Here is a 26,413-nt window from a genome sequence, read left to right on the forward strand (position 1 = left end):
GGGCCCGCCGCACATCGTGCGACGGGCCCCGGTCATGAGGAGAGGAGGTCCGTGGCCCGGGGGACCACAACGCGATGTTGCCGCCCTCGACCGCGGGAAGCGCTGAAGACACCACCGGCGAACTGACGACAACTGCGCGTCCTCGCCACCGTCGTCGTCATCGGCCGGCCCGACCGCGTCCGGGGCACGCAAGGGCAGCCTGGGTGGCGTCCGGTTTCGTCGTGATGGATGCTGATGTCGGGAACTGCCGTACCGGGCCCGCAGTCGATCGGCCGCGGGTCCGCGCCGTGGCGCACCGCCCCCGGTGAACCCCGCCACGGCCCTACCTGTACATGTCGGTGCCCGTGCCTCGCCGATTGCAGGCCTCGGCACCGGTATCCCGCGGTCACGGTCCGGCTCGTCGGTGCGGGCACCCGCCGTGCGTCGGCGCACTTCCCCTGTCACCCGTGGCGCCGACGGCTGTGCGAAGGAGGAGCCATGACGCAATCCACCGAGGCGCCCCGCCACATCAGTGGTCTGAGGGACGCGCGTTACGGCGAGATCCTGCTCACCTCGCCGGACGAGACCGGCGGGCTCAGGGCAGCCGTGTACAACACGCTCGGCCTCAACGACTGCCCTCTGCAGTGGTGGGACCGGCTCGACCCGCGTGCGCTGGCGGAGCAGTTCCAGGTACCCATGGTGATTCTGAACGGCCCACGCTACTGGGTGATCGACGAGCTCACGGCGTTCGCGACGGGTGGAGTCACGACGTTCGACGGTGTCGAGGCCCGGCTGGTGGCCGAGGTGCACATCCCTGCGGAATCGGTCCCGACCGGTGCGGCGCCGAGGAAGTACTACGTCGACACCATGGTGGAGCGGGACACGGAGTACCTGCTCGCCCGGGGCAAGCCGGTCTACTCACTGCACGACCCCGACGGACGCACCTATGTCCTTCAGGCGTACGCCCACACCGTGGACGACAGCCTGACGCTGGACTCCCTGGACTCGCTCGGCAACCGGCTGAGTCCTCCGCAGGGCTGGCGCTACCAGGTGCACACACCGGCAGAGGACCTCCGCGTCAGAACGGCCGACGGGCAGGCCCACGTCATCCAGGACGAGCTGGAGAACACCTATATGTTCCAGGCCCGTTGAGTGACGGCGGTCGTGCCGCTCACGCATCTCGGCAGATGACGAATTCGGCAAACGCGTGCCGCCCGGGTCGGTCGCCGATCTCGTCGATGGCCGCCCTGATGTCGAGCAGATGGCCGGGGGTCATCTGCAACGGCGGTTCGTCGGGCTGGTACGTGGTGCGGATGGGGTAGTCCACGCCCGGCTGTCTCGTCATCTCGATATGACACCCGAGCACGTAGGTCACCGGTCGGCTGCCGGAGAACTCGATGAGGCGGTCGATGGTCCGGGTGAAGGCTCGCCAGTCCTCGATGTACAGCCGACCGGGGTAGACGGTGTCGCCGGTGAGGAGGAACCCCGTCCAGGGGTCGTAGAACGTGACCGCTGCATCGTGGTGTCCGGGTGTCGCCAGGCACTCCACCGTACGGCCCCCGAGGTCGATCCGCGCCACCTTCCCGGGCTCCTCGCGGAATCCGAAGTAGTCCCATGCCGTGTCCCGGTCAGCGCTCACCAGCATCGTGTCGGGACGGTCGGCGAACTGCGCGTCGCCGGCGATGTGGTCACCGTGCGGATGGGTGTGCAGCACCAGCAACTGATACCCGTCCCGCGGATGCCGGGCGAGCCAGTCCTGGACGACACCGTCGACGACTCGGCGCAGGGGGAAGTACTCCGCGGACGCCGTGGCACCGGTGTCCACCAGCACCGCTGTGTCGCGGCCGAAGAGCAGGAACATGAACGGCGCCTCGTAGTCGATCGCCATGTTCTGCCGCAGGATGAACGTGTGCTCGTCGTAGGCGTGGACCTGGATGTCGGGATCGGTGTTGTGCTTCGACGACGGTGATCCGTGGTTCCACCGGACGTCCAGCAGCCGGGGCCGGGGAGCGCCCGGTGCAGTGGTGAACGAGGGCCTGCTCGAGTCCACGACGTCTCCCCTTGTGCGGCGTCCCGGCTGATCACGTACGCGCCTGTGTCCTGCCGGAGGCAGACCCGCGCGCCTCCGACCGGAAAATAACATGACACAGCCGGTGTCTCGCCACTGACAGGCTGCGCGACGCCCGGCCCGGTTCCCATGTTGTCTGCAGGGACGGTGCGGCCGGTCGGAGCTGCACACGAGCATCCGTGTGCACCCCCGGGAGGGGTGACCGGTGCGGCTGCGCACGACGTCGACGTACGCAGCCGCACCGTCACCCGGCGCCCCCTCCCAATCGTCCCTCGACAGGGGCGACGGTGGACCGCCGGCGGCGGACGCCTGCCGCATGGCCCTCACTCCGGCCGGGCGGACGCCGCCCGTAGCGGCTCTAGAACACCGCGGTGCCGTCCTGCGTCAGACGCCAGTTGGTGCCGGCGAAGTCCGCCGGGTCCAGGGTGCGCTTGGACGTCACGTAGTCGATCATCAGCTGGCGGATCTCGTTGGTGGAGCTGTACGCGCTGTCCGCCGACGCGATGTGCGGATAGCCGCTGCCGCCGTTGGCACGGTAGTTGTTGACGGCGACGACGAAGACCTGGTCGGCCGCGACGGCCGCACCCTTGTAGGAGAGGTTCTTGATGCGCGAGCCCTCCGGCTGGGCGATGTCGATCTCGTAGTCGACACCGGCGGCGGTGTCGTACATGTAGTCCCAGAAACTGTTGGCGTTGGTCAGGGTGGCCGTGTCGACCTTCGTGCCGGCGGGCACCTGGTGGTAGTACTTCGCCGCGTACTCCAGGTAGTCCTTGAGCTGGGCGCCCGTGAGCTTCTTGCCGTAGAGGGTGTTGTCGTAGACGTACAGTCCGGCGATGTCGCGGATGGTGACGTCGCCCTTGGGGATGTCGGCGGTGCGGCTGAAGGGGGCGGCGACGGAGATGAGCGGGAGGGCCGCGTCGGATGCGGAGAGCCCGGCGGCGACGGACTTCATCTGCACCTCGTGGATGAAGTCCATGACCGGAACGTCCTTCCAGCACGCCTCTGCCGCGGACAGGTCCTCGGTGCACGTACCCACCGGCGTGTTGACGTACTTGACCACCAACTCGTGGTCGGCGGTGAGGAGTCGGGTGATCTCCTCGTCCTCGGCGACCGCATTGGTGTTGAGGGTCTGGGCCTTGGTGCCGGTCACCTTCCACTGGCCGTGCACGAGTTCGAGGTCGAAGTCGAAGACGGTCAGGCGCATGCCGTAGCAGTACGGCTCGGAGAGGATCACGTCCTTGCCGGTCTGCTTGTTGGTGACCGTGTAGGAGGAGACCTCGGTGTGGGTGTGGCCGACGAGGATGGCGTCGATGCCGGGGACCTGCTCGGCAACGAGGTTGGAGGCGTTCTCGACGTACGGGAGTTCGTCGCCGTAGGAGGATGAACCGTCGAGGCCGGAGTGGTCGGTGAGGAAGACGACGTCGCATCCGAGGGCGCGCAGACGGGGGACGTACTTCCTGGCCTGCTCGACGAGCCCGGTGAAGGACATCTTGCCCGCTACGTTGTCCTTGTCCCACAGGGCGATTCCGGGGTTGGTGAGGCCGAGGATGCCGACCTTGATGTCGGGCGCCCCGGGGACACAGATCCGCTTCACGGTGTACGGGTGGAAGGCGGGGCGGAGCGTCTTGGCGTCGAGGGCGTTGGCGCCGAGCAGCGGAAAGTGGCACTGACGCTCGAACGTGCGCAGCACGTCCACACCGTAGTTGAACTCGTGGTTGCCGAGCGCGGCGGCGTCGTACTTCATGTGGTTCATGGCGAGCGCCATCGGATGGACCGGACCCTTGTGCCCGTCGGACCCGGTGATCGGGGCGACACGCGCGTAGTAGTACGCGAGCGAGGTCCCCTGGATGATGTCGCCCGCGTCGACGAGCAGCACGCGCTCCGCGCCCTTCTCGGCCCGCAGTTGCTTGACGAGGGTCGCCACTCTCGCGACGCCGACCGAGTTGCCGGCCTTGTCCTTGTACGGTGCGTCGGTGTAGTAGTCCCAGTCGAAGACATGGCTGTGCAGGTCGGTGGTGCCGAGGATGGAGAACGACCAGGTACGCGGCTTGTGCGTGGAGGCTTCAGCGGCCTGAGCCGGCCCTGCGGCACCGGCCCCCGCGACAGCGGCGGCCGCCCCGGTGACGGCCGACTTCTGCATGAACTCCCGGCGGTTCATGGGGCTGAGGGGCATTCGGATCTCCTGGGACAGACGAGGAAGGGCTGCTGAGCGGTAGCGAAACTACACGCGTAGAGCCTGCTCGCACGAGGGTGTGCAGAGAACCAGGAATAAGTCATGTCCCAGTCAAGGGTGTGCATGCGGTCCGGGTTTCACGTCCCTTGCGGCGCTATCCCCGCTTGACTGCGCGCAGCACGACGAACTTCGGATTGCTCGCGACGACGGCGCAGTTGCCGAAGATCCGCTTCAGGACCACGTGATAGCCGAGATGCCGGTTCGCCACCACCCAGAGTTCGCCGCCGTTGCGCAGAACGGTTCGAGACCCGCTGAACATCCGTCGGGCGGTCCGGTCGGAGGTCGCCTGATGCGTGTGGAACGGCGGATTGTTCAGTACGAGATCCACGGTCCCCGGAGACACCGCCGACGTCCCGTCCCCGACGACGAACTCCGCCTTCCGTTCCTCGCCCACGTTCGCACGGAACGTCTCCTCCGCCGAAGCCACCGCAGGAAAGGACTCGTCGACGAACACCACGTCCGCGTCGGGATTCTGCAGCGCGGCGGCGGTGCCCACGATGCCGTTGCCGCACCCCAGGTCGAGAACCCGCTCGGCTCCGCTCCTGCGCGGCAGGTGCTGGAGCAGAAACCGCGTCCCGATGTCCAGCCGGTCGGCACAGAAGACCCCGGCGTGGTTGGTCACGGTCAGTCCGGACCCGGCTCCCGCATCCTCGTCCAGCGTGAGGTGCCGCGGCCAGGGGCTCCCGGTCCGGGCGATCGACGGATCCGGAGTGCAGAAGATCAGCCGGGCCTTCTTCACGGCGAGAGAGGTCCGCGTGGGACCGAGCACCTGCTCGAAAACCTTCAGCGTGGAGGTATGGACCTCCTTGACCATCCCTCCGGCGACCACGACGGTGCCCCGGTGCACATGGGGTGCAAGCCGGCGCAGCTGGTCCTCGAGCAGGGCCAGGCTCTTGGGCACCCGCACCACCAGCACGTCGACCGGCCCGCTCACGGGGTCGCGCGTGGTCAGCAACTGCGCCGCATCCGCTTCGGCGCCGTTGCGCGCCAGGTTGATCCGAGTCGCCTGCTGCCCCAGCCAGGAATCGGTGATCTGGACCGGCCGGTGGGATGCCAGTGCGGTGGTCAGAGCCCCCCACCGGTCACCCACCACGACCACCCTTCCCGTCGGCACCCCGTGCTCCGCGAGGTGGCCCAACAGGTATTCATCGGCGGCATCCCACGCGCGCAGCTGATCGCGGGGGTCCTCGGGGAAGCGGGTGAGGGCGTAGGCACCCCAGGGCGTCGTCAAACGGTTCATCGTGGTCCCAGGCTAACGGAGCAGCCGGCCGCCGCCCGCCCCCCGAGGGCCCGGCGGCCCGCCTCTGCGCGCCGGTCTCGGGTCCCCCTGCGCCGGTCTCGCCCGCCGGTGCCGGTCCGGCTCACCTCGGCCGGGCGCGCCGGGTGCGCGCCAGGGTCGCCGCAGCGCTGTCCAGCAGCATGTCCAGGGCGGTCGGGTAGGCGCTGTCGTTCATACGCGCGACCAGCAGCGGCGCGGTGCCCGCGATGTTGGGGTGGGTCTCGGCGGGCAGCTGCGCGTACGTCGCGCGCCAGACCGCCTCGTCCGCGGCGCGCGAGGCCTCCGGCAGGGCGAGGCCGGCGGCGTCGAGCGCGGCGAAGGCGAGAGTCTGGTCGATGAAGGCGTGGTAGATACGGACCACGTCGGCATCGGGCAGGCCGGTGGAGCGCAGGACCTTGAGGATCGCCTCGTCCCCCGCGATCTCGTTCGACCGGCCGCTGACACGGCTGGCGGTGAGGACCGCGGCCTCGGGATGGGTGAGGTAGGTGGCATGGATGCGCAGCCCGAGGTCCCGCATGTCGGCGCGCCAGTCGCCGGTGGCGTGCCAGCCGCGCAGAGCGCGGCCGATCAGTTCGTCGGCGATGGCGCGCGTGAGGTCGTCGGTGCCGCGGAAGTAGCGGTAGAGGCTGCTCGGGTCGGCGCCGAGCGCCACCCCGAGACGGCGCACGGTCAGCCCTTCCCGGCCGTGCTCGCGCAGCATGCGCAGCGCGGTCTCCACGATCAGCAGGTGCGAGAGGACGACACCCTTTTTGGTGGGTTTTCTGCGCTGCCGGGATGTCTCGGGTACTACTTCCTTGGGCATGAGGGGCTCTCCATGGGCGCTTCCCTCCACCTTATGCCAACGCCATTGACGTGTTTTTGGGCCGGGGCCTTTCATGGCTCCACCAGGGCTCCGGCCCCCAGAGACGAAAGGCACGATTGGCATGCGAGTACTGCTCGTCGGTGCGGGTGGTGTGGGCACCGCGATCACGCGGATTGCGGCCCGCCGCTCCTTCTTCGACCACTTCGTCGTCGCCGACTACGACCTCTCGCGGGCGCAGGCGGCGGTGGCCGCGCTGGGCGAGCAGGAGAGCCGGTTCAGCGCCGCACGGATCGACGCATCGGACCAGGCCGCGGTCACGGACCTGCTGGTCACGGAGCGGTGTGACGTCCTGCTCAACGCCACCGACCCGCGCTTCGTCCTGCCGCTGTTCGACGCCGCCCTGGCGGGCGGGGCGCACTACGTCGACATGGCGATGTCCTTGTCGTATCCGCACCCCGAGCGGCCGCACGAGGAGTGCGGCATCAAGCTCGGCGACCAGCAGTTCGAGCGGGCCGGCGAATGGGAGAAGGCAGGCCGCCTGGCACTGGTCGGGATCGGTGTGGAGCCGGGCCTGTCCGATGTCTTCGCCCGCTACGCCGCCGAGGAACTGTTCGACGACATCGAGGAGATCGGCGTCCGTGACGGTGCCAATCTGACCGTCGACGGATACGACTTCGCGCCGTCCTTCTCCATCTGGACGACCATCGAGGAGTGCCTCAACCCGCCGGTCGTCTGGGAGAAGCACCGCGGATGGTTCACCACGCCGCCGTTCAGCGAGCCGGAGGTGTTCGACTTCCCCGAAGGCATCGGGCCGGTCGAATGCGTCAACGTCGAACACGAGGAAGTGCTGCTGATTCCGCGCTGGGTGGACGCCGGGCGGGTCACCTTCAAGTACGGGCTCGGCGACGAGTTCATCGAGACGCTCAAGACACTGCACAAGCTCGGCCTGGACCGCACCGACAAGGTGTCCCTCCCCGGCGGCACCGAGGTGTCCCCGCGGGACGTGGTCGCCGCATGCCTGCCCGACCCGGCGACGCTGGGCGAGCGCATGCACGGCAAGACCTGCGCCGGCACGTGGGTGAAGGGCGTCAAGGACGGCAAGCCGCGTGAGGTGTACCTGTACCACGTCGTCGACAACCAGTGGTCGATGCGCGAGTACGGCTCGCAGGCGGTCGTCTGGCAGACCGCGATCAACCCGGTGATCGCCCTGGAACTGCTGGCCGACGGCACCTGGGCGGGGTCCGGCGTCCTCGGCCCCGAGGCCTTCGCCCCCGGCCCCTTCCTCGACCTGTTGGGCCGGTACGGCTCACCCTGGGGCATGCGCGAGCAGTAGGCCCGCCCGCCCGGTGCCTCCGGCGGCGGTCACCCGGAGCGCGCTCAGCCCCTGGCGCGACCGGCAGAGCCGTCGCCGATCGCCTGCCGGTCTCCGCCCGAGCGCGGCCACGACGTGCGGCCCGGACACCACGGTGTCCGGGCCGCATGTCGTGCAGCACCGCCCACACAGAGCGGATGCACGATCCGGGCGGGTGGCCCGAGCCGCCGAGGACGGACCCGGCGCCGGGGCATCGCCGTTGCACCTGCACCCGTCGCGTGGACCGGTCCGGTTCACCGGGCGCCTCCTCACATCCTCGGCCGGGCGTGCCTTCACGGCACGCTGCGGGCAGGGTTCGACCTGCCGCTCTGCGCCGCCGACTTCCCATACGGCCCACGGGCGCCGTCCGTTCACCGACGACGGCACGACATCCCGTACCGGCCGACATGGCGTCAGAGACTGCGGGAATTGCCCGGTTTGCCGGACTGAGCCCCGTGCAGACCCAGCCCGACGTGAAGTTCACGGAGGCATCTTGTGCAACCGTCTTCACAAACAGCACGGAGAGCATGCGAAGATGCCGCTCCCCGGGTTCCGACCGGGTAGAGGGGAAGAACAGTGAAGTCAAGGAAATTGAGCCGCAAGCGGCGTCGCGTGACCATACTGACGGCGGCGGCCGCATCGGTCATAGCCGGCGCGGCCATGCTGCCCAACTGGAGTGCCGGTGCGGCAAGCGTCGGCGCCGACGATCCCACGGTGGACCAGCAGACCAAGGCCACCTTCCAGCGGCTCGCCGACGCGGTCTTCACCGACCGCACGGACGCCCTCGTGGATCGCACGCACAAGAGCCGCCAGGCGCGGCTGGCCAGACACTTCTCCGGCGGTGTCCGGATGTCCACCACGCAGGACGGCAGGGAGGACTCGGCGCTGGCCTCGCTGCGCAGCCGTAAGTCCCGACTCGCGTCCCTGGGCGAGCGGTACAGCTCGGCCAAGACCAGCGTGGCCCTGGACAGGACTCGGGTACGGGGCCGCCACGCCGTCGCCGAGGTCACCGAGACCACGACGCTGACGTACGAGAAGGTCAAGGGCACCGAGCCGAAGACCACCGGCTTCCAGGCCCACCACGAGCTGACGTTCAAGGCCGACCGCAACGGCGACTGGCAGCTGACCGGCATCCGCGACACGGACGACGGCTACCTCGCGGTCAACCAGGTCGCCAAGCCGTCCGTCGCCAAGCCGCGTACCGCAGTGGACGACGGCCCGCCCGAGGCGGTCCGCTCGTCCACCTCGTGGCCCGCGTCCTCCAAGCCGAAGAACTTCTCGGCCACCGGCTACGACTACAAGGCCATGGCTGCGTACGCGGCCAAGTACTGGAACCACTACAACCCCGCCTACCCGGACTACAACGGAGAGGGGGCCGGCGGCGACTGCACCAACTTCGTCAGCCAGTCCCTGAAGGCGGGCGGCTGGAAGCACGTCCCGGGCTCGACCTCGGACTTCCACAAGTGGTTCGGCACCGCCGACATCCAGTCGGACTCGTTCGTCGGCGTCAACGAGTTCTCCTGGTTCGCCCTGTCCTCCAAGCGGGTCACCAGCCTCGCCAACGTCTACCAGCTCGACGTCGGCGACGTGCTCCAGATGGACTTCAACAGGGACGGGTCCAAGGACCACTCCATGATCGTCACCTACCGCAGCCCGCAGGGCGTGCCCTACGTGACGTACCACTCCACCAACACCTACAACCGGTCGGTGGCGAGCATCATCGCCTCGTACCCGACCGCGGCGTACTACGCGTACCGCACCTGACCCGCGCGCGGTGCTCCGCCCGCCGCCGCGTGACGCCGGGGTGTCCCGGACACACGGTGGCGGCGGAGCCCCGCACCGCGCCGGAAGGTGTGTCCCCGACATCCCGGCCGCCGAAGTCGTGGAGGGCCTCCCGGCCGGGGCGGACCGATGGGTCCGGCGACCACAGCGAGGGTGGTGCCCCTCGGAAGACGTCCGGAGCCGCAGCACGTCCCCCACGCCATGTCCGGCCCCCGAGGACGCCGCCCCGGCGTTCCGTCGCCGCCCACCACCGCATCGGCGAGTCGGTCGCTACGCTCAGTGACGGATCCACCTCAACGCCCGGGACCTCACCCGCGCTCGCCCCTGGGCACCAGCAGCGTGCCGCAGGGCCCCAGCGCTGCACGCCCGCCCCGTGGCCGGCGTGGATCCTGCATTCGGATGTCCCCGGGAGGCGCGTTAGTCTTGCCGTCATACCGGACACGGGGTGCCCCGCACGAGGGCTGAGATCACACCCGTCGAACCTGAACCAGTTCGTACTGGCGGAGGGATGTCTTCGATGCCATTGGCTCATGTTTCCGGCGGTGTGACCGCCGACGGCCGACGGACCGTCTTCGACGGCCGCATGCCCGCCGCCCCGGGGGACCTCCACGTCGAAGGACGAGGCATCGAGCCGGTCCCCGAGGGCAACCGCTACGGCGGAGCAGGACGCCTCTTCACGGTGTGGTTCGCCCCGAACCTGACCATGACCGGCGTCTTCACCGGCACGATCGGCATCGCGCTGGGCCTGGACTTCCGCACCGCTCTCGCCGCGGTCGTCCTGGGCACGGTCGTCGGCGCCGTACCGACCGCCTACCTGGGCACCTGGGGCAGCCGCACCGGCGCCGGACAACTTCCCCTGGCCCGGCTCGCCTTCGGGCGGGCAGTGGCGGTGCCCGGACTCCTCCAGTGGCTGTCGTCGGTGGCCTGGGACGCGCTGATCGGCCTGTTCGGCGGGGACGCGCTGGCGCGGCTGTTCGGCTGGCCGTTCTGGCTCGGCGTCCTGGTCATGATGGTGGCGCAGGGAGCCCTCGGTGCCCTGGGGTACGAGGCAGTGCACCGCCTCCAGATCGTCATGACCTTCGTACTGGCCGCTGCCTTCGCGCTGGTCGCCTGGCGCATGCTCGGCGACGTCCACCCTGCCGCGACCGGTGCCGCGCACGGTGCCGACCGGGCCGGTGCATTCGTCCTGACCAGCACCATCGCACTCAGCCTGGCGCTGTCCTGGGCACCGTACGCGAGCGACTTCAGCCGCTATCTCCCCCGCGACACCTCGCGGGTCCGCATGTTCTGGTGCACCCTGCTGGGCCTCGTGGTGTCCTTCGTCGCCGTCCAGGCCATCGGGCTGTGGGGAGCCTCGCGGCTGACCGACCAGACCGCCCGGGGCGTGAACGAGCTGCTGGGAGGCGGCACAGTGGGCGCCTTCGGACTGCTCGCCGTGGCGCTGGCGGCGCTGTGCAGCAACGCCATGAACGACTACAGCGGATCCCTGGCGCTGCAGACCGTGGGCGTGCGCGTCCCGCGCCCGCTGGCAGCGGCCTTCGCCGCCGTGCTCGGCTTCCCGCTGGTGCTGTGGATGCACGCCGCGGACACCACCACCCGCTTCCAGAACGTCCTGCTGTTCGTCGGCTACTGGATCCCCGGATTCGTGGCGATCGTCGTCGTCGACTGGGTGGCGCGTGCCCGGGCGCGGGGCGGTGCGGAGATCGACATCGCGACCGAGAGCGCGGCCCCGTCCCCCGGCCTGCCCGCGGTGGTCGCCTTCGTCGTCGCCTTCGCCGCGGCCGTGCCCTTCATGGACACCGGCCTCTACGTGGGTCCCGTGGCCAAGACCCTGCACGGCGGTGATCTCTCCTACTACGTGGCGTTCCTCGTGGCCCTCGCCGTGTACGCCCCCCTACGGCTGCGGCGCCCCCGGCCCACCGCGGCCCCGCCCGCGCCCTGACGCGGGCTCGAACGGCCTCCCCTCCCCCTTGGAGCAACACCCCATGTCCCCGACGTCCACCGACCTGACCGCCTTCGCCGAACGCGCCCTCGCGGACGTACGGACGCAGTCGCCCCTGGTGCAGTGCCTGACCAACGCGGTGGTCACGGGCTTCACCGCCAACGTCCTGCTGGCGCTCGGTGCCGCACCGGCGATGGTCGACATCCCCGACGAGGCAGGACCGTTCGCCCAGGTCGCCTCCGGTGTACTGGTCAACCTCGGCACACCGCACGCGGAGCAGCGGGCCGCCATGATCGAGGCCGCCCGGGCCGCGTCGACGGCCGGCACCCCCTGGGTCCTCGACCCGGTAGCCGTCGGCATGCTCCCCGTGCGCACCGGCCTGGCACGCGAGCTCCTGGAGCTGCGTCCGAGCGTCGTCCGGGGCAATGCCTCCGAGATCATCGCCCTCGCCGGTGCGGGGAGCGGAGGCCGGGGCGTGGACTCCTCGCACGGCGTCGAGGCCGCCGAGCAGACGGCACGCGAGCTTGCGCACGGGACCGGCGGTGTGGTCGCCGTCTCCGGGCCCGTCGACTTCGTCACGGACGGGGCCCGCTGCGCCCGTATCGCCAACGGGGACGTCCTGCTCACCCGCGTGACGGGCGGCGGGTGTGCGCTGGGTGCCGTGCTGGCCGCGTTCGCGGTGGTGGACGAGGACCGGTTCGCCACCTCGGTCGCCGCCGTCACCGTGTACACGGTCGCCGCTGAACTCGCCGCGGAGAAGGCCTCGGGCCCCGGCGGCTTCGCCGTCGCGTTCCTGGACGCACTGGCCTCGCTGGAGGGGAGCGACCTCGCGGAGCGGGCGGCGCTCTCATGACCGCCGCACCCGTGGACCTGTCGGTCTACCTGGTCACGGACACGGCCCAGTGCGCCGCGCGCGGCCGGGGCGTGGCCGAGACCGTCGCCCTGGCGGTGGCCGGGGGCGTGACCGCCGTCCAGGTCCGGGAGAAGGAGGCCTCCGGAGGTGCGTTCCTGCGTACGGTCCTGGAGGTGTCGGCGGTCCTTCCCGACCGGGTGGCACTGTTCGTCAACGACCGGGTGGACGTGTTCCTCGCCGCGCGTTCCGCCGGTGCGCGCGTGACGGGAGTCCACATCGGCCAGTCGGACCTGCCGCCGCGTGCGGTACGCGAACTGGTCGGTGACGGAGCGGTCCTGGGGCTGAGCGCGGCCACGCCCGCCGAACTGCGCGCCGCGGCCGAGGATCCGGCCCGCGTGCACCACATCGGGATCGGCGCGCTGCACACGACCCTCACCAAGGCGGACGCCCCTCCGGCACTCGGTCACGACGGTTTCGCCCGCCTGGTCCGGCTCAGCGCGCTGCCGGCCGTCGCCATCGGCGGAGTGCTGCCCGAGGACATGCCGTTGCTGCGCGGAGCGGGGGCGGCGGGTGCCGCCGTCGTCTCCGGTGTCTGCGCCGCCGAGGACCCACGCGCGGCGGCCCGGTCCTACGCCCTGGCCTGGGGCCACGCCCGGGAGTCGACCTCCGTATGACCGGGCCGGTGGCCTGCCCCCGGTCGCCGGAGACTTACGCGGAGGGCCGGCCGATTGGCCCGGAGGGCTCGGCCCGCCCCCGGCCCGCAGCGAAGCTCCCGCACACCTCGCATTGCTCGATCCGGACCGGAGTTCCCAGGGGCTGGCCCATTCGACGACCTCGTTGGAAACACGTGGAGTTCGGCGCAAGCCCTGCGCGTGGACGGAGCCGAGGACCGGGGACGGCTACGCCGTCTCGTTCGGATCGTTCCGGTGCAGCCCGTGTTGTCCGGAGAGGGCGATGAGTATCAGGAGCCCGAAGGCGATGGCGGCGGTCGCAGTGCGGGCGTCGTTGAACAGCTCCCAGCGCCGCAGGACTTCCGCGTGGTCGGGCGGCGGCGCGGTGGCGGCCCACTGCTTGATGCGGCCGTTGATGGGGACGTTCCCGAACCGTGTGATCAGGAAGGAGGAGACCGTCAGGAGTCCCGCCGTGCCGGCCAGGACGCGTGCCCGGCCGCGTGCCGAGGCGGCCAGAGCGAGGGAGCTGAGGGCCGAGACCGCCATCGTGCCCTGCATGGTGATGCCGTTCATCTTCATCAGAGCGGCGTGGAAGTCGAGTCTCATGTCGATCGGCACGGCGTTGAACGTGGGGACGAGGTTGGCGGCGCCGTAGCCGAAGGCGCCGGCCAGCAGGCCCGTGGAGAACAGCGAGAGCGCCTGGAGGAGTCGGGTGCGCATGGCCGTCACCGACCGGTGAAGCGGCTGCTCGGTTCGCCGCGAAGACGGCCGTGCGGCACCCTGCGGCCGAAGGCGAGCAGAAGGAGGTCCTGGGCGGCTCCGTACACGGGGGCCCCGGAGCCGTAGGACCAGTCCATGTCCTCGGCGCACAGCCGCACTCCGCCCAGGTCGACGCCGAAGAACTTCAGACCGCGGGGCTTGATGTCGTCGAGCAGGATGCGCAGCCGGTCCTCGGGGACGCGCCGGTCGAGCCCGAGGGCGACGGTGACGTCCAGCCCGTGGGCCACGTCGTGGCCGAGGGCGGCCCGGAGGCCGCCGACGGGCGGCGTCCAAGGATGGCGGGCGTTGTCCCGCAGAAAGGCGCTGAGCTCGCCCACGGAATGGGTGGCCGCGTCCCTGCGGGCGACGCGGTCGGTCATGCGGTGCAGGTTCCCCCGTGCCTTGACCAGTTCGCCCAGTGTTGCGGGCAGCGAGAGGCGGAACCCCATCGACATGTGTGCGACGACCTCACGGACCCTCCACCCCACGCACAGGCTGGGCGCGTTCCACTCGTCGGCCCGCAGACCCTCGAAGAGATCGGCCAGCTCCCGGCGTTCGGCCGCGATGGCGGCCTTGATGGCGGCCGTGGCATCCGCCGCACCGCCGGCCTGCTTGTCCCAGCGTTCCTTCACTCTTTCCATGTGATCAAGGGTGCCGACGACTGACCCATAGTTCCAATAGATAGTTCTGCTGTCATCTAGCATCAGCAGTTATGGAACTCCGTCAGCTGCGCTACTTCGTCACCGTCGTCGAAGAGGGCGGCTTCACCCGCGCAGCCACCCGCCTGCACCTGGCCCAGCCCGGTCTGAGCGCTCAGATCCGACAGCTGGAACGGGAGTTGGGGCAGCCATTGCTCGACCGCTCCCACCGGTCGGTGACGTTGACCGAGGCGGGGCGGGCGGTCCTGCCGTACGCGCGCGCGGCGCTGGCAGCCGCGGACGCGGTGCAGCACACGGTCGACGCTTACACGGGGCTGCTGCGCGGCCGGGTCTCGCTCGGGCTGGTCTCCGGCGCCACCGGCCACGCCTTCGACATCGCCTCGTTCCTCGCGGACTTCCACGACGCCCACCCCGCCCTGGAGATCTCACTCACCGAGGACACCTCGGAGCGGATGCAGGCCGCACTCCTGGCCGGTGAGCTCGACATCGCCCTCCTCGGGCCGACCGACGAAGTGGCCCCGCCCGGCCTGTCCCTCGAGACGGTCATCGACACTCCGCTGGCCGTTGTCGCCGCGCCCGGAGACCCGCTCCTCGCCCCGGCCGGCCGTACGAGCATCCCGCTGGCCGAGCTGCGCGACCGAGCACTGATCTGCCTGCCGCGCGGCACCGGGGTGCGCGCGGCTCTCGAACGCGCCTGCGCGCAGGTCGGATTCCGGCCCCGCGTCACCTTCGAGGCGGCAGCGCCCCATGTGCTCGCACAGCTCGCTGCGCGGGGCCTGGGCGTCGCGGTGCTGCCGACGGGCGAGGACGGCTCGGATGCCGACGGACACCTGCGGACACTGACCATCGTCAGCCCCGGTATCCGCGCCCGCATCGCCCTCGCCTCGCGGGCCACCGGCCCCGTGAGCCCCGCAGCCCGGGCACTGCTCGACAGGCTGCGCGAGAGCCTGCCTGCGGTGCCCGCGACGCCCGCGAGCCGGTGCTCCAGCTCTTGATCGTAATCAGCGCCGGCTGCTGATCCGCCGCAGCCGCACCACAGGCGAACTCGGTTGCCACCGCTGCCGGTCAGCCATCGCAGTGAGCCTTTTCCAACCGGGCCGTCAAGGCGCCGGCGGCACCGTTCGGGATCAAGGCCGCGCCCGCCCTCCGCCTCTCTCCAGCCCGAGCACAGGTGGATGGCTCAGTCCCCGGACCAACCCCAGTAGTAGATCTCCTGTGGCGTCCCGTGGTCGTCGTGCAGCACTGCGCAACGGCCGTACCCGCGCTCGCGAGCGAGGTCCTTGATCGCTGGAAGGTGTTCGCGGGTCAGCCGTTCAGTGCCGGTGGCTCCATGGGCCTCTGCGGCCGTCACCGGCTGTACTGCACAGATTTCGGGCTCCTCATCTTCCCGTTGAACATGGAAGACATCGAGAATCGAGTGGGTGCCGGAGTACTGAGTCCACTCGTCGGCCCACAGTTCGTCCAGGGTCGAAGGCCGCGGGCGGCGCTCCTCCTCAGGAAGCCAGTCGCCGCCGCGCACCCAGTAGTACTCACCGGCGAGGAACACTCGTTGCCGCAACTCCTCCAGCGCGGCGCCGAGATCCTCCTGGTACGGCACGCAGTAGTCCCAGTCCGAAGCACCCATCCTGTACCCCCTCCGAGTCGGCTGCGATCGCGGCACTACGTCACAGGAACGTTAGCGGTCGCCGCCGACAGGCCATGAAGGCCGACGACAGTCCTCCTGCACCGGCTGCGGACGGGATGACCGAATTCGGCCCGCCGGGTGAGGCGGTTCTATATCCACTCGGACTGGCGGTAATAATGCGGCTCGAATATCGACACCTGCCGAATTACCGTCGAGGTCGTCTCATTGGGCGGATTTCGGCAGGACCGGACCCGTGCACCCAGCACGCCCCAGACCAACCCTTTATCGTTGCAACGTCACCCGAGGCAATGGAAGGCCGGAGAAGACAATTGGGCGAAGGAAATCCCCGATGGCCGGTTCGCTCGGGAGAACGGCCATGCTGCTACCCCAGGGTGTTGTTCAGGGAGCACGCGCATACGCGTCGCCGCACTGGTCACCATGATTCACAGGGGCAACATCCAGCTCACCCCGCCCCCTTACCACGGCATGCCCGGGCTCCCACCGGGCCTCAACGTATTGAACGTCGTGCGCCGGCCAACTACCTCACCGGCCCGGCGACTCCACCGGACCCGGACGAGGAATTGACCTACAAGGACACGGTCAAGATCTATCCGGGGCGGCAGCAGCCACTGACGGGTTCGATCGGCCCTCGCGTGCCGATCCGCACCCCGAGGAAGCAATGAATCGCACAGCACCGCAACCTTCCCCGCGATACTGCCCTCTTCCCGGTCGAAAGGTATCGGGGAAGGGAGGCTCGATGGTCCGCAGCGCAGCCCGGGGTATGGCCGTCACCGGTCTTGTCCTGGCACCCCTGCTGGGAGCGCCGGCAGCCGCGTACGCCGAGGGCGCGGGTCCCGCACCGACCGGCAGCGCCTCCGCCGCAGCCCGACTGGAGTACGTCACGCCCCAGGGCCGGCGCGTCGAGGCAGGTGATGCGCTCTGGTTCACCATCGAGGGGATGCCTCCGGGGTGGGACGTCGTGACGGTCACCTCTCCGGCCCTGGTGGAGCCGATCGCCCTCACGCCTGTGAAGAAGGGCGCGACGCGGTCCGTCCAGGTCGACAAGCCGGGGTCACGGCACCGGATCCGGTCCGGTCTTCACGCGGGCACCTACCCCGTCACTGCGACCAGTCACGGCCGGACCGTCGCCACGGCACGGCTCAAGGTCGCCGCCGAGGGCTCGGCGGAGATCGGCCGCTTCGTCATCGGCCCGAAGGACGCGTTCCCCGGCAGCGACTCCCCTGCCGGTGTACGGCCGGGCAGCGAGGTGCTGGTGGTCCTGACCGACCTGCGGCCCGCACCGGGCGAGAACTCCCTGACGGTCACATCGCCCGTCTTCGACGGCCCCTTGACCCTCCGCACGGGCAGCGCGGACGACCCCGGCTGCAAGTGCGACGACGGGAGCACGGTCTACGCCGGCCACACGACGGTGCGCGACGACGTGGCCAAGGGGCAGTACACGCTGACCGTCGTCAGCCACCACGGACAGCAGACCACCCGGCAGCGGGTGACGGTGGCCGGCGCACCCGTCGCGGACCGTCACCACTGGATGATCGGTGGTGCCCTGGCGGCCGGAGGTGTGGCACTCGTCGTGGGCGGCGGCATCGCGGTGCGCCGCCGTTCGCGCAAGGCCGCTGCCTCCGCGTAGCCGCCGCGGATACGGCCATGGCGCTGCTTGCCACGCGGCGGAAGCGGGCCGGGGTCGACGGCGCCGCGTCCACTGCCACCGCTGTCCTCACCAGTCCCCCTCCGACCGGCCCCGGTCCGGAGGACGTTGTCCCCATGAGCCAGAAAGCATTCCTTGCATATTTCACACAGACGAATGTCACGCCTTGTGGTTTCGACAGCCGGAACCGCCCTGTTAGTCGCAGGAGGAGGCCCGGCCCAGGCCCACGGATCCACACCACCGCCCCGGCGGCCGGCCCTGACGGTGCCGTCCGGCACACCGTCCCACAGTCCGTCCGCCGAGCCGTCCGCCGGTGCGTCGTCCGGTTCCGGATCGTCCGCCCCGGCTTCGACCACGTCTCCGCGGCGGGCCGACAAGCCGAAACCCTCCGTCCCGGGAAGATCCGGCCGGGGTCCCCGGACGAAGGCGCAGGGCGGAGCATGGTCGGACGCGGACGCCATCCGCTTCTGGACACCGGAACGCATGGCCGCGGCGACCGACCCGGCCCCGCCGCGGGAGGTGCCGGGCTCGCATGCCGGGGGCACGCCTCAGCAGGCTGCACCGGGCGCCCCGTCGGCGGCGGCCGGCATGCCGACCGCGGAGCACTTCCTCGGGCTGAAGTCCGTCGGGACCATCTTCACCTACGCGGTGGACCCCACCACCGGCGAGATGCACGCGCACAAGTGCTCCGCCAGTGTCGTGGAGAGCCCGGGCCACAATCTGGTCCTGACCGCCGGACACTGCTCCGGCGGCAAGGCGGTGTTCGTGCCGTGGTACCGGACCGAGTACTCGCTGGACAAACAGACCTACGGCTTCTACCGGATCTCCGACTGGTTCGTCGACAACCGGTACGTCCACAACTCCAAGAAGCCGGTCTCGGACCTGGACTTCGCGTTCGGCCGGCTCACTCCGTCGCAGAGCGGCAAGCAGGCGCAGGACGTGGTGGGAGCGAACAAACTGCTCCGCACCCCGGCGTACCTCAACAAGGTCACGATGGTGGGCTATCCGAACAGGAGCCACAACCCCGAGGACCACGCCGTGCGCTGTCCGACACAGACGGAGGCGCTCCCCGGCTTCTACCAGATCCAGGCCAAGTGCCGCGGTATGTGGGGCGGTGTCTCCGGCGGTCCCTGGTTCTCGAAGGTCGACTGGGACGCCGGAACCGGAGAGATCATCGGCAACGTCGGGGGCTACAACGGCGGTGGCAACGACGCCAACGTCGACTGGCTCACCTACAGCCCCATGCACGGCGACTGGTTCTTCCGCCTGTACGACGAGGCGAAGAACAACCAGCACGTCTCGCACGGGAGTTCCTACCAGCAGCCGCCGCTGCCGTACTCCATGGGCAGCGGTGACACATGGACCCACGCCAGACTGATGGCGTCGGGCGAGTACACCGGGGACACCAAGGGCGACCTGATCGTGGTCTGGACCGACGGCGAGGTCACCCTCTACTCGGGGGACGGCAACGGCGGCTTCGTCGGCGAGCGCCGCCTGGCCGCACCCAACGCCACCTGGAAGGACGTGAAGACCCTCACCGGCGGCGACTTCTCAGGCGGCAGCGGTTCGGACCTGCTGGCCGTGTGGAACAGCGGAGAGGTGAGAATTCTCCCGGACGTCGGCACCAAGGGCGTGGGAGGCGGGATCAAGCTGGCCGACGCCGGCTCCGTCTGGAGCCACGCCGTCCAGATAGCCGGGGGCAGCTTCGGCACCGCGAAGAACGTCAGCGACCTGCTGGTCCGCTGGAGCGACGGGGAGGTCACCGACTACACGGCGGTCGGTGACGAGGGCTTCGGCACCGAGCACCGGCTGCTGAAGCCGAACGGCACCTGGAAGCAGGCCACCCTCGTCACCGCGGGCGACTTCACCGGGGGCGCCAACTGGGACACCCTGGTGCGCTGGTCGGACGGAAGGGTCTCCCAGTTCCAGGAGACCGGGCCCAACGGCCTGGGCAAGGAGATCCGGATGGCCGCATCGCAGAGCGTCTGGGCCCACGACGCTGTGATGACGGCGGGCAGCTACGACTCCAACGGCCGACCCGACGACCTCGTCGTCCGCTGGTCCGACGGGGAGACCGGTATGTACGCGCACACCGGCACCGCCTTCGGGGCCGAACGCATGCTCGTCGCACCGAAGTAGACCATGCGAAACCCCCAGGTCACAGACCTGGGGGTTTCTTGTTGCCCGCACAGGGCGGGCGCCGCGGAGCTACGCCGTCGGCAGCTTTCCGCTCCTCGTCTGGACCTCGTCCATGAAGTCGACGTCGTGCGCGTTCTTCCGGTACACGTTGATCCGGACCTGGTGGCCCTCCGGAATGGCGAACGGGCAGGACGTGAAGGAGCTGGTCTGGCAGTGGCCCTTCATCTTCTGCGCCGTGACGTCGTAGACCTCGGTCCAGATGTAGTGGCCGTCCCTGCTCAGGTCCTGGATGTCGACGCGCTCGTCGTCCCTCGCGGAGTCGCGCGGCTCGAAGACGACCATGGCCCTCTTCGTGCCGCCCGAGTAGAAGTAGTCGACCGTGTTGGGCTTGGCCGCGGCGCTGGCCGTGCCGACGCCGGCGGTGAGGGCGAGGCCCAGGGTCGTCACGACCGTGGCGCTCACACGGACGATGGGATTCCTCAGATTCACGTTGCGCTCTTTCCCCGTATCGCTCTTCACAGGAGCCGGCCCCGTACCGCAGCCGTGCCCCCCATGCTCGACGATCTTCCTATCATGCCCGTCCGACAGCCTCTGACCGCCTTCACGCGTACTCCATCCCGTATCCGTGATGTGCGGAGCCCATGAGCGGGCCCGGCCGAGGCCGCCCGGCTCCGCGGCCGTCGCATCATGCCTGGAGGGGAGCCTTCAGTGCTGGGCGTTCACCTGCTGCCTCGCCCGCAGGACAGCGATCGTGCGCTCGCACCACTCACGGTTGCCCTGTTCGAACGCCAGGCCGCGCATGCACGTCAGGTACGGACCGATGCGGTCGCCCGTGCGCAGGAACTCGTCCTCGCTGAGGTCGCCGCGCCACGTACGCAGCAGCTTGCCGAACAGGTCTGTCTTGGCCTGGGCGAAGGCTGCGCGCTCGGCGAGCTGCGCGATCAGGGTGTGGGTATCGACGTGGTCGGCGGCCTGGGCCTTGACGAGGAGGTCGTCGCGGATGAACGACGGCTTCACGGAGGCGGCCGTGAAGTGTTCGAGCTCAGCCAGACCGGCGTCGGTCACGTGGAACAGGCGCTTGTTCGGCCGGGTTTCCTGAACCACCTCGCGGCCCGCGATGAGCCCGGCCTTCTCCAGGCGGGTCAGCTCGGCGTAGAGCTGCTGCGGCTGGGCGTACCAGAAGTTCGCCACACCGAGGTCGAACGCCTTGGCCAGCTGGTAGCCGCTCAGTTCTCCGTCGAGCAGTGCCGCCAGCACGGCGTGCCGCAGCGCCATCGGATCGCCTCCTCCATGCCCCTGTCGCCGTACGCATCCCCCATGATACTCATGAATATGACTAGTAACATTCATGAGTATGCAGAGGGGCGAGCCATGACCACCGCAGACCGCTTCCGCGCCGCCGTCGACAGCCGTGACCTCACGGCCCTGGACGACCTGTTCACCGAGGACATCCGCCTCTACAGCCCCGTGAAGTTCACGCCGTTCGAGGGCAAGCCGATGGTGCTCGGCCTCTTCGGGGTTCTCCTGCGCACCTTCGAGGACTTCCGCTACGTCGGCGACTACACGGGCACCGCGGAAACCAGCGCCGACGGCACGGTCTCCCCCTCGGCCGTCCTGCTCTTCCGCGCCACCGTGGGCGGCAAGCAGATTCACGGCATCGACCTGCTGCACTTCGACGACGACGGCCGGATCAAGGAGTTCACGGTCATGGTGCGGCCGCAGTCCGCCGTCCACGCCCTGGGCGAAGCGGTCCTGACCGGACTGGTCTCGGACGGTCTCGTGCCGGCCCGCACCGATCAGTAGAAGAGCCGCCCGGCACGTCACACGCGCCGCCCGGGTCCCGGCCGGGCGCAGGCCGAGCGACGTCCGGCGCGCGCTCGGCCGAACTCCCCGGCCGGCACAGGAGCCCCGCCTGCTGTGCCGCCGGGCCGACTGCACAGTGCGGCGGCACGTCGGCGCGCGACGCAGGGCGGAACGCGCCCGAACACGGCCCGGATTCGCCCCGGACGAGCCGGACCCGCGCATTCCGCCGGCCCTCCATGACGTCGCCCCGCCGCCGGTCTGTCGCCGAATCCTCGCGGAATTGTCCGTGATCGGTAACAGACGGATCCCGGGGCCGCGTTCAGCCGTCCTGACGGGTGCACGAAAGGCCCACAGACGGCAAGGGAACGAGGCGGACATGGCCAGGCATGGCGGACGAGGATGGCACGGCCGGATGCTCGCGGCGGCGCTCGGAGTGACAGCGGTGGCCGCCGCCACCTCGATATGGACCGCGCAGGCCAACGGCGTCGAGACGGAGCACTCGCAGGCGGGCGCCTCGGCCCAGCACTCCGCGCCGGGCGCGCGGTCCCACGGCCGAGGAGCCCGGGTGTCGATGGACATCGCCCACGCCTCGGACCGCGGCGCCAAGGGGGTCAACATCACCATCGACGACGGACCGGACCCGACCTGGACACCGCAGGTGCTTCAGGTCCTGCGGGAGAACGGCGTGAAGGCCACCTTCTGCATGGTGGGCACACAGGCCCAGGCCCATCCGGACCTGGTCAAGGCGGTGGTGGCGGCGGGGCACCGGCTGTGCGACCACACGGTCTCGCACGACACCACCATGGACACCAAGTCCCAGGCCTACCAGTCCCAGCAGATCCTCGACGCCGAGCGCATGATCACCCAGGCATCCGGAGGCGTCCACCCGCTGTACTACCGCGCCCCCGGCGGCGCCTTCACCCCCTACAGCCGCCAGCTCGCCGCATCCCACGGCATGCGGCCGCTCGGTTGGAACGTCGACTCCAAGGACTTCGAACACCCCGGCACCAACGCCGTGATCGCCACCGTCAAGAGCGAGATATCCAACGGGCCGACGGTCCTCTTCCATGACGCCGGCGGCGACCGGTCCCAGACCGTCGCCGCCCTGCGCGAGATCCTGCCCTGGCTGAAGCAGCAGGGATACTCCTTCGGCTTCCCCGTGCGTTGAGTACCCCACGGCGGCCGGCCGGCTGGTCGCACCGGGCCGCCGACCCGGCCACACGTCGCCCGGACTCCCGCCGGGCCACTGGGGAATGACACCGTACGCGGCTGTCTACTGCGAGGTTGGTACGGACGGCCGCCCACCTGCCGGGGGTGCGAGGTGGGCGAGGAGGAGTGCGGAGTCGTCCTGGGGGCCTGCGGGGGCGACGCAGGCGGTGGTGATCCGGTGGAGCGCGAGTGCGGCCGCGTGATCCGAGTTGGTGCGCAGAGCGTTCCGGAGCCGGTCGAGGGCGTGGTCCGGGTCGATGTCGGCGGTGTCGGTGAGTCCGTCGGTGTACAGGAGGACGCGGCTGTCCGTCGGGAGGACGAGGCGGGTGGTGGGGTAGGCGGCGCCGGACTGGACACCGAGGGGAAGTCCGGGAGCGAATTCGGGGGCCGGGACGGCGTCGGGGGTGTGGATCAGAGGGGCCGGGTGGGCCGCGGTGGCGCAGTCCAGGCGGCCTGTGTCCGGGTCGAGGGCGATGAAGCAGCAGGTGGCGAGGAGGGCGTGATGGGGGGTGATGTCGTTCTCGGCACAGAGGAGGTTGTTGGTGTGCTCGAGGATGGTGGCGGGATCCGGGGTGAGGGCTGCGTAGGCACGGAGGGCGGTGCGCAGCCTGCCCATGAGGGCGGCGGCCTTGGTGTTGTGGCCCTCGACGTCGCCGATGGTCAGGGCGATACGTCCGTCCGGCAGGGGGAACGCGTCGTACCAGTCGCCCCCGGCGTGGGCTCCGGGGGCGGCAGGGTGGTAGGAGGCGGCGAGGTTCAGGCGGGGGTGCTGGGCCAGATGGGAGGGCAGCAGCCCGCGCTGGAGACGCACGGCCCTGTCGTGTTCGGTGTCGTAGTCGCGGCAGCGGTCCAGTGCTCGTCCGAGGAGGGCCGCGGCGGCGATGAGGAAGGCCTGGTCGGAGGCGTGGAACGCGTGGGGACGGTTGAAGGAGAACATGCAGGCGGCCGGCGTCTTCGTGTCGGCCAGCGGGAGGGGAAGAGCGGCCCAGGCATGGCGTTTGAGGCGGGGCAGGGTCGCCGCGTAATGAGGGTAGGCGGCCACCAGGTCGCGGTGTGAGGGCGTGAAAGTCGTCCGTTGCTCACGCAGGGCGTCGGTGAGGGGGGCGCGAACCTCGAGTGGAGCGTTGTCCACGGCGGCCAGGTGTTCGTCGTCGTATCCGACCGTGGTCAGGACGCGGGTGTGCTTCTGGTGGGTTTCGGCGATGACGAGCGCGTCCGCGCCCAGGGCGGCCAGTGCCTCGCAGGCGGCCGTCGCGAGTTCCCTGGTGCCGGTGGCGCAGGCGGCGCTGGCCGCGAGCGAGATCATGCGGTCGGCACGCCGCAACTGCTCACGCAGCAGCGTTTCACGCTCATCCGCCCGCACCGTTTCCGTGGTGATGTCACTGACGTGACCCACCAGCACGGAGGGGGCGGTGGCGGGGTCGCCGCTGGTGAGGCAGCGGGCCTGTAGATGGCGCAGCCCGCCGGTGGCCGGGACGAGGCGGTAGGAGACTTCGTAACTGCCGTGCTGAGTGCGCAGTTGTCCGAGCATCACCTCGATGTCCGAGAGATCCTGGGCGGGCAGCAGTCGCAGTACATCGCCCAGGGGGTGGCAGCCGGCGCCGGGCAGGGTGTGCAGCTGGGCGAAGACCTCATCGCACTGGATCATGCCGGTTGCCAGGTCGAGCGCGAACGTGCCGCGCTTCTGCTCCTTCATGCGGGGCCGCTGCGTGTCGTTGAGGGCCAGGGCGGTCGTGCGGGGAAGGTAGCGACCGATCAGTCCCGCTGCCTGGCGCAGAAAGCTCTGCTCCACCTCACTGAATGGGCGAACTCCCGGGCGCAGTGCGACGGCGACGCCCTTCCCCTCGGCGAGGGGCAGGGCCATCCAAGCCGCGGATCCCGCCTTCGACTGCAGTGGATACGGGCCTGTGCCGTCGCAGCCGATGCACTCCTGCCCCAGAGCCGCCCGGGCCACCGGCCAGACCTCGGTGGTGGCCAGCGGTCGCAGCGGTGGCTGCCACCGTCGGCCGAGTCCGGCAGCGGAGCAGGGAACCAGATGAGTGCCGTCGTGCAGGTAGAGAATGAGCGCCCAGCCCACGAGCCCCATCCACGCGCAGGTCTGCACGAGTGACTCAGCCATGCCCGGCAGGTCGGCAGCGACCGCCAACGACTGCTCCAGCCGTCCCAGCCCGACAGCTGCCGCTTCGGAATCGGGCCTGCCCGACAGCAGATCGTTCACAGCCGCTCCCACTCGTTCGTCCCCGGCACGGGGCACTGGAAAGTCGACCGTATATCAGGCATATCGAACCCATATAAGTAAGTCCGTTGTTGCTCATTAAATGAAGACTTTGTCAGGCCGCGTTCCCGGCCACGGCATCGACCGCGCTCGGCCCGAGCGTCGCCAGTGGCCGACGGGCGGGGGGCCTCCCCTGCTCGGCGCGCTGCGGTCACCGGACCTTCACACCCCTGGGGGCCATGACCTGCGGAACGAGGGGCACCCGGATGATGTCGTCGTTCGGGGAGGATCCTCATGGTGATCGCCGTCGCACTTCTCCAGCTTCCCGTTCTCGGCCTGCTCCTGCTGGGGATGGACCACTTCGAGGACCGGATGTTCAGCGAGCGGCCGACGGCACGACATGCCCGGGTTCGCCATCTGCGTCTGGTTCACGGAACGGTTGAACGGCCTGCCGACCGGCGCCCGGCCGGAGATGGCGCGCAACGGGCCGACGCGGCTTGAGTGGCGCGGTCCGGAGGGGCCCCACCGTCGCCCGGCGGGCCGCAGCCGCGGCTCTCCCCAGGCCCGTTCCCGCCACTTCGGTCGAATGGGCTGATGGCATGATCAAGGCATGACCAGCGAGCTCGCCCGGCCCGGAGTCGGGAAGTACGTCCTGTTCGATGTCGACGGCACATTGATCGACGCAGTGGACAACCAGCACCGGGTGTGGAGCACCTGGGCCGGCCGATACGGACTCGACGCCGACGAGGTCTACCGGGTGGCGCTGCGGACGCGTCCGATGGAGACGTTCGCGGCCGTCGTCCCCGACCGGGATCCGCGGGACTGCCTGGCCGCCTTGCACGAACTGGAGGACGAGGACGTCCGGTCCGGCGTCTATGCCGCCTTCGACGGTGCGGCGGAGCTGTTGTCGGCTCTGCCCGCCGACTGCTGGGCGCTGGTGACCTCGAACTACGAGCACCGGGTGCGCGGCCGGTTCGCTCGTACGGGGCTTCCGCTTCCCGACGTGCTCGTGGATGCCGCCGCCGTCGAGGAGGGCAAGCCGTCACCGATACCGTACTTGCTGGCCGCGGAGCGGCTGGGGGGCCGGCCGGAGGACTGCCTTGTCATCGAGGACGCACCGTCCGGAGTCGAGTCCGGGCTGCGGGCCGGCATGACGGTGTGGGGCGTCAACGGCCCGGTCGCGGTGGACGGTGTGCACCGCCACTTCAGCAGCCTGCGCGAGGCAGCGCCCGACATCCTCGCCTTCGCGACCGGGGCACGCCGGAAACCCGCGGCCTGAGCGGCTCCTTGCCGGGGATTCGGCCAAGTACCGTGCGCTGACGTGCCCTTGGAGCGGCATCTACCCACGCCCGGTGGCCCGGTCGCCCGGTGGCCGGGCC

General features: G+C 70.0%; 23 protein-coding genes and 1 riboswitch. Of the genes, 13 read left to right on the forward strand and 10 right to left on the reverse strand.

Going from position 1 to position 26,413, the window contains the following annotated elements; all coding sequences use genetic code 11:
- Nucleotides 1-477 precede the first annotated feature (477 nt).
- Complete coding sequence (locus ACWCP6_RS35655) at nucleotides 478-1,131, forward strand: hypothetical protein (protein ID WP_450936802.1); 654 nt, start codon at nucleotides 478-480, stop codon at nucleotides 1,129-1,131.
- A 19-nt stretch (nucleotides 1,132-1,150) separates the two neighbouring features.
- Here ACWCP6_RS35655 and ACWCP6_RS35660 read toward each other — a convergent pair whose 3' ends face one another.
- The 4 genes from ACWCP6_RS35660 to ACWCP6_RS35675 all read right to left on the reverse strand — a co-directional run bounded on the left by ACWCP6_RS35660 (nucleotide 1,151) and on the right by ACWCP6_RS35675 (nucleotide 6,361).
- Nucleotides 1,151-2,029: an MBL fold metallo-hydrolase gene (locus ACWCP6_RS35660; RefSeq protein WP_450936803.1), complete on the reverse strand. Its 879-nt coding sequence runs from the start codon at nucleotides 2,027-2,029 to the stop codon at nucleotides 1,151-1,153.
- A gap of 376 nt (nucleotides 2,030-2,405) precedes the next feature.
- Nucleotides 2,406-4,220, reverse strand: a complete 1,815-nt coding sequence (locus ACWCP6_RS35665) for a bifunctional metallophosphatase/5'-nucleotidase (RefSeq protein ID WP_450936804.1) — start codon at nucleotides 4,218-4,220, stop codon at nucleotides 2,406-2,408.
- Nucleotides 4,221-4,374: 154 nt separating this feature from the next.
- The gene (locus ACWCP6_RS35670) at nucleotides 4,375-5,520 is read right to left on the reverse strand and encodes a methyltransferase (protein ID WP_450936805.1); all 1,146 of its coding nucleotides are present in this window, start codon (nucleotides 5,518-5,520) and stop codon (nucleotides 4,375-4,377) included.
- A gap of 121 nt (nucleotides 5,521-5,641) precedes the next feature.
- Entirely contained in the window at nucleotides 5,642-6,361 is a 720-nt protein-coding gene (locus ACWCP6_RS35675; RefSeq protein ID WP_450936806.1) for a TetR/AcrR family transcriptional regulator, read from the reverse strand.
- A gap of 121 nt (nucleotides 6,362-6,482) precedes the next feature.
- Here ACWCP6_RS35675 and ACWCP6_RS35680 point away from each other — a divergent pair, with 121 nt between their 5' ends.
- The 5 genes from ACWCP6_RS35680 to thiE all read left to right on the forward strand — a co-directional run bounded on the left by ACWCP6_RS35680 (nucleotide 6,483) and on the right by thiE (nucleotide 12,963).
- Entirely contained in the window at nucleotides 6,483-7,694 is a 1,212-nt protein-coding gene (locus tag ACWCP6_RS35680) for a saccharopine dehydrogenase family protein (protein WP_450936807.1), read from the forward strand.
- A gap of 594 nt (nucleotides 7,695-8,288) precedes the next feature.
- Nucleotides 8,289-9,476 carry an amidase domain-containing protein gene (locus ACWCP6_RS35685; RefSeq protein ID WP_450936808.1) on the forward strand — a complete coding sequence of 396 codons (1,188 nt, stop codon included), beginning with the start codon at nucleotides 8,289-8,291 and terminating at the stop codon, nucleotides 9,474-9,476.
- 449 nt (nucleotides 9,477-9,925) lie between these two features.
- Nucleotides 9,926-10,020, forward strand: a riboswitch (TPP riboswitch).
- Nucleotides 10,012-11,436: a purine-cytosine permease family protein gene (locus ACWCP6_RS35690; RefSeq protein ID WP_450936809.1), complete on the forward strand. Its 1,425-nt coding sequence runs from the start codon at nucleotides 10,012-10,014 to the stop codon at nucleotides 11,434-11,436. Its footprint overlaps the riboswitch before it by 9 nt.
- A 43-nt stretch (nucleotides 11,437-11,479) precedes the next feature.
- Nucleotides 11,480-12,289, forward strand: coding sequence for a hydroxyethylthiazole kinase (thiM, locus tag ACWCP6_RS35695; protein WP_450936810.1), 810 nt, complete (start codon nucleotides 11,480-11,482; stop codon nucleotides 12,287-12,289).
- Nucleotides 12,286-12,963, forward strand: a complete 678-nt coding sequence (gene thiE / locus ACWCP6_RS35700) for a thiamine phosphate synthase (RefSeq protein ID WP_450936811.1) — start codon at nucleotides 12,286-12,288, stop codon at nucleotides 12,961-12,963. The genes thiM and thiE overlap by 4 nt, the downstream gene beginning before the upstream one ends.
- A 225-nt stretch (nucleotides 12,964-13,188) precedes the next feature.
- On the opposite strand, the gene ACWCP6_RS35705 is transcribed toward thiE, so the two are convergent.
- Both ACWCP6_RS35705 and ACWCP6_RS35710 read right to left on the reverse strand, forming a co-directional pair.
- Nucleotides 13,189-13,680: a DUF1772 domain-containing protein gene (locus tag ACWCP6_RS35705; RefSeq protein WP_450936812.1), complete on the reverse strand. Its 492-nt coding sequence runs from the start codon at nucleotides 13,678-13,680 to the stop codon at nucleotides 13,189-13,191.
- A gap of 5 nt (nucleotides 13,681-13,685) precedes the next feature.
- The gene (locus ACWCP6_RS35710; protein WP_450936813.1) at nucleotides 13,686-14,360 is read right to left on the reverse strand and encodes a maleylpyruvate isomerase family mycothiol-dependent enzyme; all 675 of its coding nucleotides are present in this window, start codon (nucleotides 14,358-14,360) and stop codon (nucleotides 13,686-13,688) included.
- 71 nt (nucleotides 14,361-14,431) lie between these two features.
- On the opposite strand from ACWCP6_RS35710, the gene ACWCP6_RS35715 reads away from it, so the two are divergent.
- Nucleotides 14,432-15,373: a LysR family transcriptional regulator gene (locus ACWCP6_RS35715; RefSeq protein ID WP_450936814.1), complete on the forward strand. Its 942-nt coding sequence runs from the start codon at nucleotides 14,432-14,434 to the stop codon at nucleotides 15,371-15,373.
- A gap of 185 nt (nucleotides 15,374-15,558) precedes the next feature.
- Here ACWCP6_RS35715 and ACWCP6_RS35720 read toward each other — a convergent pair whose 3' ends face one another.
- A complete protein-coding gene (locus ACWCP6_RS35720) occupies nucleotides 15,559-16,002 on the reverse strand; it encodes a hypothetical protein (protein WP_450936815.1) in 444 nt (147 codons plus the stop codon).
- Nucleotides 16,003-16,759: 757 nt separating this feature from the next.
- Between ACWCP6_RS35720 and ACWCP6_RS35725 the strand changes: the two genes are divergently transcribed.
- Both ACWCP6_RS35725 and ACWCP6_RS35730 read left to right on the forward strand, forming a co-directional pair.
- Nucleotides 16,760-17,650 carry a hypothetical protein gene (locus tag ACWCP6_RS35725; RefSeq protein WP_450936816.1) on the forward strand — a complete coding sequence of 297 codons (891 nt, stop codon included), beginning with the start codon at nucleotides 16,760-16,762 and terminating at the stop codon, nucleotides 17,648-17,650.
- A gap of 501 nt (nucleotides 17,651-18,151) precedes the next feature.
- Nucleotides 18,152-19,807, forward strand: a complete 1,656-nt coding sequence (locus ACWCP6_RS35730; RefSeq protein ID WP_450936817.1) for a trypsin-like serine peptidase — start codon at nucleotides 18,152-18,154, stop codon at nucleotides 19,805-19,807.
- Between the two features lie 69 nt (nucleotides 19,808-19,876).
- Here the strand turns inward: ACWCP6_RS35730 and ACWCP6_RS35735 are convergent, their stop codons facing one another.
- On the reverse strand, nucleotides 19,877-20,296 hold the full coding sequence (locus tag ACWCP6_RS35735) for a hypothetical protein (protein WP_450936818.1): 420 nt from the start codon (nucleotides 20,294-20,296) through the stop codon (nucleotides 19,877-19,879).
- Nucleotides 20,297-20,512: 216 nt separating this feature from the next.
- Nucleotides 20,513-21,082 carry a PadR family transcriptional regulator gene (locus ACWCP6_RS35740; RefSeq protein WP_450936819.1) on the reverse strand — a complete coding sequence of 190 codons (570 nt, stop codon included), beginning with the start codon at nucleotides 21,080-21,082 and terminating at the stop codon, nucleotides 20,513-20,515.
- 96 nt (nucleotides 21,083-21,178) lie between these two features.
- On the opposite strand from ACWCP6_RS35740, the gene ACWCP6_RS35745 reads away from it, so the two are divergent.
- Nucleotides 21,179-21,610, forward strand: coding sequence for a nuclear transport factor 2 family protein (locus ACWCP6_RS35745; RefSeq protein ID WP_450936820.1), 432 nt, complete (start codon nucleotides 21,179-21,181; stop codon nucleotides 21,608-21,610).
- Between the two features lie 376 nt (nucleotides 21,611-21,986).
- Entirely contained in the window at nucleotides 21,987-22,778 is a 792-nt protein-coding gene (locus ACWCP6_RS35750) for a polysaccharide deacetylase family protein (RefSeq protein ID WP_450936821.1), read from the forward strand.
- Nucleotides 22,779-22,883: 105 nt separating this feature from the next.
- Here the strand turns inward: ACWCP6_RS35750 and ACWCP6_RS35755 are convergent, their stop codons facing one another.
- On the reverse strand, nucleotides 22,884-25,037 hold the full coding sequence (locus ACWCP6_RS35755) for a PP2C family protein-serine/threonine phosphatase (protein ID WP_450936822.1): 2,154 nt from the start codon (nucleotides 25,035-25,037) through the stop codon (nucleotides 22,884-22,886).
- Between the two features lie 291 nt (nucleotides 25,038-25,328).
- On the opposite strand from ACWCP6_RS35755, the gene ACWCP6_RS35760 reads away from it, so the two are divergent.
- Entirely contained in the window at nucleotides 25,329-25,535 is a 207-nt protein-coding gene (locus tag ACWCP6_RS35760; protein ID WP_450936823.1) for a hypothetical protein, read from the forward strand.
- 109 nt (nucleotides 25,536-25,644) lie between these two features.
- Nucleotides 25,645-26,313, forward strand: a complete 669-nt coding sequence (locus tag ACWCP6_RS35765) for an HAD family hydrolase (protein ID WP_450936824.1) — start codon at nucleotides 25,645-25,647, stop codon at nucleotides 26,311-26,313.
- The last annotated feature ends 100 nt before the right edge of the window (nucleotides 26,314-26,413 follow it).

The sequence above is a fragment of the Streptomyces sp. NPDC002004 genome, assembly GCF_053593975.1.

Coding starts and splice junctions, on each gene's coding strand:
- ACWCP6_RS35655 (WP_450936802.1), top strand. CDS start 478: ATGACGCAATCCACCGAGGCGCCCCGCCACATCAGTGGTCTGAGGGAC.
- thiM (WP_450936810.1), top strand. CDS start 11,480: ATGTCCCCGACGTCCACCGACCTGACCGCCTTCGCCGAACGCGCCCTC.
- ACWCP6_RS35705 (WP_450936812.1), bottom strand. CDS start 13,680: ATGCGCACCCGACTCCTCCAGGCGCTCTCGCTGTTCTCCACGGGCCTG.
- ACWCP6_RS35725 (WP_450936816.1), top strand. CDS start 16,760: ATGGTCCGCAGCGCAGCCCGGGGTATGGCCGTCACCGGTCTTGTCCTG.
- ACWCP6_RS35740 (WP_450936819.1), bottom strand. CDS start 21,082: ATGGCGCTGCGGCACGCCGTGCTGGCGGCACTGCTCGACGGAGAACTG.
- ACWCP6_RS35730 (WP_450936817.1), top strand. CDS start 18,152: ATGGCCGCGGCGACCGACCCGGCCCCGCCGCGGGAGGTGCCGGGCTCG.
- ACWCP6_RS35765 (WP_450936824.1), top strand. CDS start 25,645: ATGACCAGCGAGCTCGCCCGGCCCGGAGTCGGGAAGTACGTCCTGTTC.
- ACWCP6_RS35690 (WP_450936809.1), top strand. CDS start 10,012: ATGCCATTGGCTCATGTTTCCGGCGGTGTGACCGCCGACGGCCGACGG.
- ACWCP6_RS35665 (WP_450936804.1), bottom strand. CDS start 4,220: ATGCCCCTCAGCCCCATGAACCGCCGGGAGTTCATGCAGAAGTCGGCC.
- ACWCP6_RS35760 (WP_450936823.1), top strand. CDS start 25,329: ATGGTGATCGCCGTCGCACTTCTCCAGCTTCCCGTTCTCGGCCTGCTC.
- ACWCP6_RS35745 (WP_450936820.1), top strand. CDS start 21,179: ATGACCACCGCAGACCGCTTCCGCGCCGCCGTCGACAGCCGTGACCTC.
- ACWCP6_RS35670 (WP_450936805.1), bottom strand. CDS start 5,520: ATGAACCGTTTGACGACGCCCTGGGGTGCCTACGCCCTCACCCGCTTC.
- thiE (WP_450936811.1), top strand. CDS start 12,286: ATGACCGCCGCACCCGTGGACCTGTCGGTCTACCTGGTCACGGACACG.
- ACWCP6_RS35750 (WP_450936821.1), top strand. CDS start 21,987: ATGGCCAGGCATGGCGGACGAGGATGGCACGGCCGGATGCTCGCGGCG.
- ACWCP6_RS35715 (WP_450936814.1), top strand. CDS start 14,432: ATGGAACTCCGTCAGCTGCGCTACTTCGTCACCGTCGTCGAAGAGGGC.
- ACWCP6_RS35675 (WP_450936806.1), bottom strand. CDS start 6,361: ATGCCCAAGGAAGTAGTACCCGAGACATCCCGGCAGCGCAGAAAACCC.
- ACWCP6_RS35680 (WP_450936807.1), top strand. CDS start 6,483: ATGCGAGTACTGCTCGTCGGTGCGGGTGGTGTGGGCACCGCGATCACG.
- ACWCP6_RS35710 (WP_450936813.1), bottom strand. CDS start 14,360: ATGGAAAGAGTGAAGGAACGCTGGGACAAGCAGGCCGGCGGTGCGGCG.
- ACWCP6_RS35720 (WP_450936815.1), bottom strand. CDS start 16,002: ATGGGTGCTTCGGACTGGGACTACTGCGTGCCGTACCAGGAGGATCTC.